The 11,560-nt window shown below is 48.5% G+C and carries 12 protein-coding genes; 6 read left to right on the top strand and 6 right to left on the bottom strand.

All coding sequences use genetic code 11. The annotated features are described in order from the left end of the window. The first annotated feature begins 299 nt into the window (after positions 1–299). Positions 300–1,637: a carbohydrate porin gene (locus tag MES37_RS21470; protein WP_237932611.1), complete on the top strand. Its 1,338-nt coding sequence runs from the start codon at positions 300–302 to the stop codon at positions 1,635–1,637. 107 nt (positions 1,638–1,744) lie between these two features. Here MES37_RS21470 and sapF read toward each other — a convergent pair whose 3' ends face one another. From sapF to pspF, 6 genes are all read right to left on the bottom strand, one after another. Next, positions 1,745–2,551, bottom strand: coding sequence for a putrescine export ABC transporter ATP-binding protein SapF (gene sapF, locus MES37_RS21465; RefSeq protein ID WP_064546407.1), 807 nt, complete (start codon positions 2,549–2,551; stop codon positions 1,745–1,747). Then, complete coding sequence (sapD, locus tag MES37_RS21460) at positions 2,551–3,543, bottom strand: putrescine export ABC transporter ATP-binding protein SapD (RefSeq protein WP_064546409.1); 993 nt, start codon at positions 3,541–3,543, stop codon at positions 2,551–2,553. Before sapD ends, sapF begins: the two co-directional genes overlap by 1 nt. Next, entirely contained in the window at positions 3,544–4,434 is an 891-nt protein-coding gene (gene sapC / locus MES37_RS21455) for a putrescine export ABC transporter permease SapC (protein ID WP_064546411.1), read from the bottom strand. It abuts the gene before it with no gap. Beyond that, positions 4,421–5,386: a putrescine export ABC transporter permease SapB gene (gene sapB, locus MES37_RS21450; RefSeq protein WP_064546413.1), complete on the bottom strand. Its 966-nt coding sequence runs from the start codon at positions 5,384–5,386 to the stop codon at positions 4,421–4,423. Before sapB ends, sapC begins: the two co-directional genes overlap by 14 nt. Next, a complete protein-coding gene (gene sapA / locus MES37_RS21445; RefSeq protein WP_064546414.1) occupies positions 5,383–7,035 on the bottom strand; it encodes an ABC transporter substrate-binding protein SapA in 1,653 nt (550 codons plus the stop codon). The genes sapB and sapA overlap by 4 nt, the downstream gene beginning before the upstream one ends. A 156-nt stretch (positions 7,036–7,191) precedes the next feature. Continuing rightward, the gene (gene pspF, locus MES37_RS21440; protein ID WP_237932610.1) at positions 7,192–8,172 is read right to left on the bottom strand and encodes a phage shock protein operon transcriptional activator; all 981 of its coding nucleotides are present in this window, start codon (positions 8,170–8,172) and stop codon (positions 7,192–7,194) included. Positions 8,173–8,345: 173 nt separating this feature from the next. Between pspF and pspA the strand changes: the two genes are divergently transcribed. From pspA to MES37_RS21415, 5 genes are all read left to right on the top strand, one after another. Next, a complete protein-coding gene (pspA, locus tag MES37_RS21435) occupies positions 8,346–9,017 on the top strand; it encodes a phage shock protein PspA (RefSeq protein WP_064546418.1) in 672 nt (223 codons plus the stop codon). A gap of 61 nt (positions 9,018–9,078) precedes the next feature. Continuing rightward, on the top strand, positions 9,079–9,306 hold the full coding sequence (pspB, locus tag MES37_RS21430) for an envelope stress response membrane protein PspB (protein ID WP_064546420.1): 228 nt from the start codon (positions 9,079–9,081) through the stop codon (positions 9,304–9,306). Then, complete coding sequence (pspC, locus tag MES37_RS21425) at positions 9,306–9,665, top strand: envelope stress response membrane protein PspC (protein WP_064546422.1); 360 nt, start codon at positions 9,306–9,308, stop codon at positions 9,663–9,665. The genes pspB and pspC overlap by 1 nt, the downstream gene beginning before the upstream one ends. Before the next feature lie 74 nt (positions 9,666–9,739). Beyond that, the gene (gene pspD, locus MES37_RS21420) at positions 9,740–9,970 is read left to right on the top strand and encodes a phage shock protein PspD (protein WP_237932609.1); all 231 of its coding nucleotides are present in this window, start codon (positions 9,740–9,742) and stop codon (positions 9,968–9,970) included. Between the two features lie 448 nt (positions 9,971–10,418). Beyond that, complete coding sequence (locus tag MES37_RS21415; RefSeq protein ID WP_064546426.1) at positions 10,419–11,009, top strand: tyrosine-type DNA invertase; 591 nt, start codon at positions 10,419–10,421, stop codon at positions 11,007–11,009. Positions 11,010–11,560 lie beyond the last annotated feature (551 nt).

Here is an 11,560-nt window from a genome sequence, read left to right as displayed (position 1 = left end):
GTCTAAATAGACAGTATTCCCCCATTCGTTTTATGAGACCTGCATCTAATAAAATCCTATTTTCGTTACGCTGCTCACAAAACTATTATAACTAGTGAAATTTATTTTTGAATAAATCTCAATGGTTTTGTTGTGGCTTATTTATCCTGCTGAGGGATATAGTGTAAAAATAATTTGATATTGCTAATTTTAATAACAGGCACTCGTTCTGTGGCTTGTGTGATGTATTTTCCATGCCTGTTGTTATTCTGGAGTTGCTCTAACTTTGCATTGATTATTTTAATTCAGGAAGAAATATAATGAAGATAAAACTCTTACCCCTTGCTGTGTCCGTAGGACTTTCAGTACTCCCCTCAGTTGTATTTGCAAGTGAGGCTGCGGAGCCTGCATCTAAAAGCGTAGCTTTCACAGATCCACTTTCAGGTATTGATTTCTTTGGCTATTTTCGCTCAGGGATTGCCGGTGGAGAAAGTGGTTCGATGAACGAAGCTGTCGGTGGTAGTTTCCAGAAAAATAAACTAGGTCGTCTTGGTAACGAATTTGATACCTATGCCGAAATTGGCTTTGGTAAAGAGTTATATAATGCAGGTAGCCAATCTGTTTACATACAGACCATGATTAATATGTATGATGGCGACTCTAACAGTAATAATGGGGATAACCCATTTGGCTGGGAGAATCTGAATATGCAGTTCCGTAACTTCATGGGGTTTGATGAAACAACATGGGTCGGTATTCGCCAGTACAATAAATACAGCATTGATGCTAACGATTATTTCTTCTGGAATAAGACAAACGTTGGCGGCGGTATTGAAAAAATGTCGGTAGGGCAAGGAAAATTGTCAATAGCCGCGCTGCATCGTGATATTGAAGAAGATAATTCAATGGGAGCTGATGGCGATCTCGACAGTGTAGATATTGATGATTTAGTCGATTCCAACCAACTGGAGTTGATGTATGACAGTCAGCCATTGTGGCGTGGCGCTAGCCTGGCTGTGGGCTATAAGTACCTCAATGCTGATGCCAGTGATGAGCAAATTCAGCATAACAACCATGATTATTCTGACGGTCAGACCGCTATGGTCATGTTGCAGCAGCAGGTCTTTGAGAAGGGTATCAACAATACCGTGGTGCAATATTATGCGGATGGTTCAGCTCTGCAAGGGGTCACCTTCGGCGCCGCTGATACATTGAATGGCACAGTGAAAAGTGGTAACGGATGGGCAATGCGTAACTATGGCGTAATTCCACTGGCTGAAGACTGGGATCTGAGTCATGCCATCAATTATGCAGCTGCCAACGATATTGAGCGGTGGGATGGCAAAACAGGGGATGGTACAACAGTTTCCGCCAGTGCCAAAGTTACCTATCACTGGTCGGACTATACCCGCACCTATGTTGAGCTAGGTTACTTCGATGATGAGAAAACGGTGGATGGCACAAACTATGAACGTAGTGGTTCGAAGTACACCGTCGCCCAGGCGTTATCCTTCGGTCGAGACAAACCTGAACTACGTCTGTTCGCCAGTTATTTTGATAGCAGCACCGATAACTGGGATGATACTGGAAACGCCTTTGAAAACGGCCATTCCAGCGACACATGGGCGGTTGGTCTGCAGGCTAATGTATTCTGGTAACAAGAATATTTGAACCGCGGGCAACGTAGAAAATTCTGCAGTTGCCCGCAATATCGCGTCATACGCTCATAAATACACTTCAATTAATAGCCTGGTTTGGGATAACTTTACCGATCTTTGCGCCACGCATCGGCCGTCAGCGCTTCGCCAAAGTGGCTGGCAATCAGGCGCTTAGTCAAATCGTGGAGCGGGGAGGCGAGAACATCGGCTGTACTACCGCGTTCCACAACTTCACCCTGGTGTAACACCATCACCTGGTCGCTGATATGTTTCATCATGCCAATGTGCTGAGTCACGTAGATGTAGGCAATTCCCTGTTTTTCCTGCAATTCCAGCATCAGGTTAATGAGCTGCGAACGCATTGACATATCAAGTGACGCCAGCGCTTCATCGGCAATAATGACTTTCGGCCGCAAAATTAATGCGCGGGCCAAACCCAAACGCTGCTTTTGCCCTGGGGCGAGCATGTGTGGGTAATAACTGGCGTGGTCGGGTAGCAACCCGACCATTCTGAGAGTCTCGATAATCTGCTTATGGCGCGCTTCCGGCTCAAGGTTAGTATTCAGGCGCAGTGGGAAATCAAGAATCTGCGAAATGCGTTGGCGAGGATTCAGCGAAGTACTGGGATCCTGGAAAATCATACGAATATGCTGGCTACGGTAGGTATAGTCGCCGTAATGCAGCAAATGGTCGTCAATCAACACTTCACCTGTCGTTGGCTCAATCATTCCTGCGAGCATTTTTGCCAGCGTGGATTTACCTGAGCCATTTTCGCCAATGATTGCCAGCGTTTGCTTTTCACGCAAAGTGAAACTCAATGGTTTTACCGCGTCAACGTGCTGACGACGGAACAGGCCAGTTCGGTAACGAAACGTTTTACTTAAATTGCGGACTTCGAGCAGCGTTTCGACCATTACTGACTCTCCATATTCAGCGGGAAGTGGCAGGCATAAAGATGTGTTTTTGCCCCGGTCAGGCGTGGCGTTTCGATACACTCACGTTGTGCATAAGGGCAACGTGGCCCGAGCCGGCAGCCCATCGGCAAGTGTTCCAGTAACGGGATAGCGCCGGGCATGGTATTCAGGCGGCTTTTATGCGGCATTGAGCTGCCAAAGTCAGGGATCGCACGGATAAGCGCCTGAGTATAAGGGTGATGCGGCGTGGCAATCAGCTCTTCACTGGTTGCGCTTTCCACGGTTTGCCCACAGTACATCACGTTAATTTTATCCGCCCACTGGCTCAACATCTGCAAGTCGTGGCTTATCAGCAAAATCGTCGTGTTGTTGTACTGATTCAAACGTGTCAGTAATTTGAAAATCTGCAATTGCGTGGTGGGTTCCATGGCATTTGTTGGCTCATCGGCAATCAACAAACGCGGCTGGTTTGCCAGCGCAATGGCAATCATGACTTTCTGGCATTCACCGTCCGTCAGTTCGTAGGGATAACTGCGCATCGCATCTTTGTGATCTTTAATCCCGACGCGATGCAACAGTTCGATGGCGCGACGTTTACGCCAGCCAAAACGCTTCCACCAGCGACCCTTAAAGGTCCAGCCTGGGATATTTTGCATCAGCTGGCGACCCACACGCTCTGAGGGATCAAGGCAAGATTGGGGTTCCTGGAAGATCATCGAAACGTTATGGCCAACCAGACGTCGGCGCTCTCGTCCGCTCAGCCGTAACAAATCAATATCATCAAAACGCATACGGTCTGCCGTGACGCGCCAGTTGTCCTTTGTGACACCGCAAATGGCTTTTGCAATCAGGCTCTTGCCCGAGCCTGATTCACCCACCAGGCCGCGAATTTCCCCTTCGTTGAGGGTCATACTGACGCGGTCGACGGCTTTGACCCAACCTTCGGAGGTCATAAACTCGATGGTCAGATTTCGGATATCAAGTAATGGCATTTATTGCACCCCCGCATTTATTGCGCGGCGTAGTCCGTCGCCCAGCAGGTTGACCAGAAGTACACTTACCATGATAGCCCCTCCGGGCAACATGACGGTCCACGGAGCCACATAAATCAGCTCCAGTGCATCACCCAGCATTGCGCCCCATTCCGGCGACGGAAGCTGTGCACCCAAATCGAGAAAACCTAGCGCAGCAATATCCAGAATGGCCATCGACAACGCACGGGTGATTTCTGTAATCAGAATGGCGGCGGTATTAGGCATCACCGCGAACCACAGAATATTAAGCGTTGATGCGCCATCCAGACGAGCGGCAACCACGTAATCTTTTTCCAGCTCGTCATGTACGGCGCTATAGACTGAACGTACCATGCGCGGCAGCAGCGCCAGCCAGACTGCAAACATGGCGTGAACCAGATGTGGGCCGACAAACGCCACCACAATGATTGCCAGCAATAGGGTAGGAATCGACAGCAATGTATCGAGAATGTGGTTCATCACCGCAGAGCGCAGCCCATGAGTAGAACCAGCAAAAACACCCAAAACAATGCCGAATACAGCGGCAGCCAACGTCACAACAAACGCGCCACCGACCGTCGGCGCGGCACCGCTTAATAAACGGCTTAATACATCGCGCCCAAGGTCATCAGTTCCCAGGAAGAACGACACGTCGCCATAGCGTGACCAGGACGGCGGTAACAACTGATAACCCAGGAATTGCTGGTCGATGCCATAAGGTGCAAAAACGCTACCGAATACACACAACAGCACCAGCGCCCCACAGCCATACAGGCCAATCATCGCTGTGGTGTCGCCGTAAAATTTTCGCCAGGTCAGTCGCAGTGTGCTCGGCGGGCGTTTCTCGCGATAGACGCTATCGTAAGGCATACCATTCCTTATGTGTCAGTGGGTTAGCCATAGCACCCAAAATATCGGAGATAACATTCACGATGATAACCAATGAACCGATGACCATCACGCCAGCAGAGATGGCCGTGTAGTCTTGTTGACGGATGGCGTTGATAAGCCAGCGCCCAAGCCCCGGCCAGCTGAACACCACTTCGGTGATCATCGCCAGCGTTAACATGGTTGAAAATTGTAAGCCGAGACGGGGGATAACCGGTGGCAGCGCATTATGTAATACGTGTCGATGCAGGATTGTCAGGCGCGATAATCCGCGAGTGGCGGCCGCTTTAATGTAATTTTGGTCGAATACGTCAATGGTGCTGATGCGCATTAAACGCACCACCTCGGTGGTGGGGGCGACTGCAAGCGTCACGACCGGCAAAATCATATGGCGGATGGCACTCATAATCATCTCGTCACGATATGGCGAGTCCGACAACCAGGCGTCAACTAATGCAAAACCGGTGACAGACTTCACTTCATAGAGTAAATCGAAACGCCCTGAGACTGGCAGCCAGCCTAACGTCAGTGAGAAAAACATCGTCAGTAATAGTGCAAACCAGAATACGGGAATCGAAAAGCCAACCAGAGCCAGCGCACTGATCAGCCTGTCCTGCCATTTGTTGTGCATGATACCAGCCAGCATCCCCACCGGAATACCGATGAGCAAAGCCAGGCCGAAAGCGAGCAAACAGAGCTCCATCGTAGCCGGGAAGACCAGGCTCAACTGTTCGTTAATCGACTGACCATTAATGCTCGATACGCCAAAGTCCCAGTCCAGAATACTTTCAAACCAGAACACCCACGCGTTCCACAGCGACGCGCCTTGTAATGGTGCGTGCGGGGTAAAGTAGTTGAGGCTAAAGCCAATAAGTGTCAGAAAAAACAGCGTCACCAGCAACAGCAGCAGGCGGCGCAGGGTATAGATGATCATGGTTTTTTCACCTCAACATTTTCACGGGATACGCCCGCAAACGATGCGTTACCAAACGGACTTAGCACCAGGCCTTTAATGTCGTAGCGATAGGCTTGCAGGCGCAGCGATGATGCCAGCGGTAATACCGGCAATTGTTGGGCGAGAATATCCTGCGCTTCACGATAAGCCTCAATACGTGATGCCAGTTCTTGAGAAGACAACGCTTTTTGCAGGACTTCATCAAATTTAGGATCACACCAGCGAGCATAGTTGGTCTGTGAACGAATCGCCGCGCAACTTAGCATTGGGCGGAAGAAGCTATCCGGGTCGTTACTGTCAGTCGCCCAACCTGCCAGCGTGAGATCGTGGTTCATGTCCATCAAACGCGCTTCCTGAAAGCGGCCTTCGACTGGCACGATAATGACTTTCACGCCAATTTGAGCCATATCTGCCTGAATAAGCTCTGCGGTTTTCAACGGACTCGGGTTCCATGCCTGTGAACTGGTTGGCACCCACAAGCGCAATTCCAGATTGTTAAGCCCCAGAGCTTTTAACTGCTGACGAGCTTTGGCGGGATTGTATTCGGTGATTTTGGAATCGCTGTCATAAGCCCATGATGCACGGGGCAAAATAGACGCAGCAGTTTCAGCAGTGCCGTAATAAATAGATTGCATCAGACGCTGGTTATTAATCGCCAGCGCCAGCGCATGGCGCACTTCAGGATTATTCAATGGCGCTTTATTGGTATTGAAAGCCAGATAGGCAATGTTCATGCCTGGACGTAAAGTCAGACGCAAACGCGGGTCATCACGCAATATGGTCAACTGACTGGCGGCAGGATAGGCGAGAACATCACATTCCCCGGTGATCAGTTTAGATAAACGTCCTGTGCCCCCAGAACCCAAGTCCAACACTACCTGCGGCATTAATGGTACACCGCGCCAGAACTTAGGGTGACGAGCCAGGCGAATATATTGTCCGGAACGAAATTCGCTCACCTGGAATGGCCCGGTGCCAACAGGTTCGCGATCCATCATCTCTTTTCGATCGGCTTTGGTCAGTTGCGCTGCGTATTCCGCAGACATGACGGATGCGTAGTGAGTCGCCATGTGCCACAGGAACGACGCATCAGGTTTCTCAAGGCGGAACTCAACGGTATTGTTATCCAGTTTACGGATGCTTTTTACCGCGTCTGGGAACTGGAGGCTGTCAAAATAAGGGTAGTTACCCCCATTGACGTTGTGCCATGGGTGGTCGCGATTAAAAACACGCTGGAAACTGAATACCACATCATCGGCATTGAGTGCGCGAGTAGGTTTAAACCACGGAGTGGTCTGGAACTGCACGTTTGGGCGTAAATGGAAGCGGTAAGTGGCACCGTTATCCAGCACTTCCCAGCTTTCTGCTAACTCGGACACCAGGCGGTAAGTATATGGATCGACATCCAATAATCGATCATATAACTGTGCGGCAAGGGTGTCGACAGTCAAACCACCGCTCGCCATCTGCGGATTAAAGGTATTGACCTGACCGCTGACACAATAAACAAATCCGCTGTTACGGATATCTGCTGGTTTTTGGACAGGTGTTTCAGCTGGCGGTGCAGCAAAAGCTACGCCACTCAGGCAGCTCACTGCCAGTAACAGGGAAGATACAATTGCGCGCATAAGTTTTTGAGTTTTCACGGGTGATAGCCAAAGTGTATCGTACTCTTGAGGGCTTCCCAAAATATGTCAGGCTATTTTGCTTTTTTTATAATCAATGCCGGTAAAAAAGGCCGGGCGATGTTGTTTTTTACAGCGTTTTGATGGCAAAGCTACTCCTTATTCAGGTTGAACAACGTCGTGCTTTTTAAGCAGTGCACGTAATTGATGGTAAGTCAGCCCCAGTAAATCGGCGGCCTTGCGCTGGTTATATTTCGCCTGTTGTAAGCTTTTTTCCAGTAACGCCTTTTCCTGCTGATTTTGCCAACCACGCAAATCCATCGGTAATGTGGGTAGTGTTTCATCGTGATACAGCACAGCAACCGACTGCCGCGCAAACGGATCGAGGATCACTTCATCAACGGGCTCATCGCTGGTACCGTGGCGATACATCGAACGCTCTACCACATTTTTTAATTCCCGAATATTGCCAGGCCAGCCGTAATTAAGCAGCGTTTGCTGTGCTTGCTCAGTAAACCCCGGGAATAGGGGAAGCTGTAACTCTCGGCACATTTGAATGGCAAAATGCTCGGCCATTAACATGATATCGGGCTGGCGCTCGCGCAGCGGGGGCAGTTTGACCACATCAAAGGCAAGGCGATCAAGTAAATCGGCGCGGAATTTACCCTCTTCGGCAAGTTTAGGCAGATCAGCATTAGTGGCACAAACCAGCCGTACATTGACTTGCAACGGTTGGCTACCGCCGACACGCTCCAGTTCGCCATACTCCACTACGCGCAGCAATTTTTCCTGCACCATCATCGGCGCGGTCGCCAGTTCATCCAGAAACAACGTGCCGCCATCGGCTCGTTCAAAACGTCCCGGATGGCGTTTTTGCGCGCCGGTAAAAGCGCCAGCTTCATGTCCAAAAAGCTCAGAGTCGAGCAAGTTATCATTCAGCGCGGCGCAGTTAAGTGAAATAAACGGCCCTTGCCAACGACGCGACAGGAAGTGTAGACGGTTAGCAATTAGCTCTTTGCCGGTGCCGCGTTCGCCAATCACTAACACCGGTTTTTCCAGCGGAGCCAGACGGGAGACTTGCTCCAGCACTTCAAGGAAACTGTTTGCCTCGCCGATCAGGTTATCTTTGCTATCTGCCATGATTAAATTAACCAATAGTTAGTGAATTTAACCACTATATACGTTGTGGGTAGCGAGTCAAATTTAATCATTTCTATTAAAATCAATAAAATAAAAAGTTGGCACATCACTTGCAATATTCATTTCGTGCAGGGTGCCAGGCACCTGAAATAATGACTAAAGAGGATTGAATTATGGGTATTTTTTCTCGTTTTGCCGACATCGTGAATGCCAACATCAACTCGCTGCTTGAGAAAGCAGAAGATCCGCAGAAGCTAGTACGCCTGATGATTCAGGAAATGGAAGATACATTGGTTGAAGTGCGTTCCACTTCTGCGCGTGCGCTGGCCGAAAAGAAACAGCTCTCCCGTCGTGTAGAACAAGCGACGGCACAGCAAGCTGAATGGCAGGAAAAAGCGGAACTGGCGCTGCGTAAAGATAAAGAAGATCTGGCGCGTGCGGCATTAATTGAAAAGCAAAAAATGACCGACATGATTGCTACCCTGGAAGATGAAGTAGTACATGTTGATGAAACACTGGCGCGTATGAAAAAAGAGATCGGTGAGCTTGAGAACAAACTCAGCGAAACCCGCGCGCGCCAGCAGGCACTCACACTGCGTCATCAGGCCGCTTCTTCTTCCCGTGATGTTCGTCGCCAGTTAGACAGTGGAAAGATCGACGAAGCAATGGCCCGTTTTGAATCCTTTGAGCGCCGAATCGACCAAATGGAATCAGAAGCGGAAAGCCACAGCTTTGGCAAACAGAAAAACCTCGACTCACAGTTTGCTGAACTGAAAGCTGACGACGAAATCAGCGAACAACTGGCGGCGCTGAAAGCTAAAATGAACAACCAGGATCGTGGGTAATTAACTGACTGCGGCGTCGGGAAACGGCGCCATAGTCAAGGCTGACTTGTAAGGAGTACACATGAGCGCGCTTTTTATTGCCATCCCATTAACGATTTTTGTGTTGTTCGTCGCTCCCATTTGGCTGTGGCTGCACTACAACAACCGTGCCGAAAATGGCGGGCAACTTTCTCAGGGCGAACAACAGCGGTTGGCGCAACTGACTGATGAAGCACGACGTATGGGTGAGCGCATTCAGACGCTGGAACAGATCCTTGATGCTGAACATCCGAACTGGAGAGATAAATAATGGTGAAATCAATTTCCGGTCGCAAACTGTGGCGCATCCCAGAAAAAGGGATGGTGAAAGGGGTGTGCGCGGGTATCGCACAATACCTTGATGTGCCTGTGAAGCTGGTACGCCTGATTACTGTTTTGGCGATGGTATTTGGCCTGTTCTTCTTTGTTTTGGTGGCCTACATCGCATTGACCTTTATCCTTGACCCAATGCCTGCGGGGGCTTCGCAAGAAAAGCCGCAACCGACCAACCGAGATTTGCTCGACGAAGTTGACGCCCAACTGGCGGCGGGCGAGCAGCGTTTGCGTTCCATGGAACGCTATATAACCTCTGATACCTTCACGTTACGTAGCCGTTTCCGCCAGCTTTAACTCGGTTTCTCCCTCTCCTGTGGGAGAGGGCCGGGGTGAGGGCATATGGCTGACTATTTCCCCCAGGAGGACACATGTCCAAATTCCAGACGACTGCCAATAAGGCAAAACCAGGCCTGAAAATTATCGGTAAACTCGTGTTTTTGGCCGCTCTGCGTTATGGCCCTGCGGGCGTCGCGGGATGGGCGATAAAATCCGTAGCACGTCGTCCGTTGAAAATGCTGCTGGTGCTAACACTTGAGCCGATGCTTGCTCGTCTGTTGCGCAAGGTTTCGGCTCGCTTTAATGGTACATCCCCGCTTTAAATCCTCACCCTTGCGGGAAGATAGCTAATCTTCCCGCAGCGTTTACTCGTCACCTCTTAATTTCCCAGCCTCACAACTTTTGTCATGAAACGGTTCACAGGAAAACTTTGTCGATTATATTGCGTGAAATAATCCATAGCCTGTGGTTATACTGTGTAACTCATTAATACATATCGATAGCTAGATTTATGGATAATTTCTCGGGCTAAAAGGATTTTGCCAGACGGGTTTTGTAAGATTTCAACTATAATAAAATGGCTTGTTAAAATAATCACAGCTTTTGGAGTTTACCAAAATAAGCTGCGGATTTTTTTATTTTAAAATCAATGAGCGAAGTATCGACATAATAGGATTGGCTCCATCGTTTGTGCTAATCCCTCACCATAAAAGCGAGTCAATATGTCGCGTTTTTTATAAAGCATTCGGTTGTCAACAATAAGGTCATGCTATGTCCCAACGCAACTATCTTACTACCGATGAAGTTCAACGCCTGCTTGATTCGGCCAAACAAGGTTTGAATCCCGAACGTAATCGCTGCATGGTAGCCATGTGTTATCTTCACGGATTCCGCATCAGCGAACTGTTAAAACTGCGGCTGTCAGATATTGATTTACCGACACGGACGCTCAATATTCACCGTCTGAAGAATGGTTTTTCAACCATTCATCCTATGATTCCTTGTGAGGTGAGCCTGCTTGAGTTATGGCTTAACACCCGCCAGAACTGGGCCTCGCTGGATGATGATTCACTGTTTATTTCACGAAATGGTAAACCTCTTTCACGTCAACAGGGTTACAACATTATCAATGCGCTGGGGAAAAGAGCAGGACTGCCGTTATGTTCACATCCTCACATGTTGCGCCATGCCTGTGGGTTCGCCATGGCAGACAACGGGATTGATACACGCTTAATACAGGACTATCTGGGGCATCGTAACATCCGCCACACGGTACGTTATACCGCCAGCAATGCGGCGCGTTTTGAGGGGATTTGGAAAGAGAAAAATATGCGCAGAAACAAGCTATTAGTTCTTTCCTGATAAATATCACCCATGTGCCAGTAGCCTATCAATGGAGCGGTGCCCCATGCTTTCTGGCGCATTCTTGCCTGTGTGAAATAACCAGTAATAACCTCTTTTTTCGAAAAGTACATCTCCTGACTTTAATTTATACTTAGTGACTATTCTAACAAAGGCCCATTTTTATATTAATTAATGATAGTGATTAGTGCGGCTGAAGAAAAAACCATGCAATTAAAAAGTGCAATTTATAGCTAATTATTTTAATCATGATTATAAGCTTAGAAAATTATCTGAGTGATTGGGCTGGGCAAATAAAATAATGTGGTTTTATTGGTTTCATTCAGGCGTGATTAATTTCCGCGATATTCTCTGTGTGAATAATATACGGTGGGTTGAGGGTGGTTTCTTGTGCATTTACCTGTTGATTGAAAACTGAAAAGTAGACAATTAGTTCCAATTTGACAAGTCCAGCCCAAGAGTCCAGAAATATACGAAAAAGCAGTCAAATAAACTGATTTTAATTTTATTTGTGATTTTTAATTCTTCATGTGGTGACAAATAAGACACGG

Source organism: Buttiauxella sp. S19-1, assembly GCF_022134725.1.
In the GTDB taxonomy this organism is placed as follows: domain Bacteria; phylum Pseudomonadota; class Gammaproteobacteria; order Enterobacterales; family Enterobacteriaceae; genus Buttiauxella; species Buttiauxella ferragutiae.
Note: the sequence above shows the minus strand (reverse complement) of the source record. Positions and strands in the feature narration are given on the sequence as shown.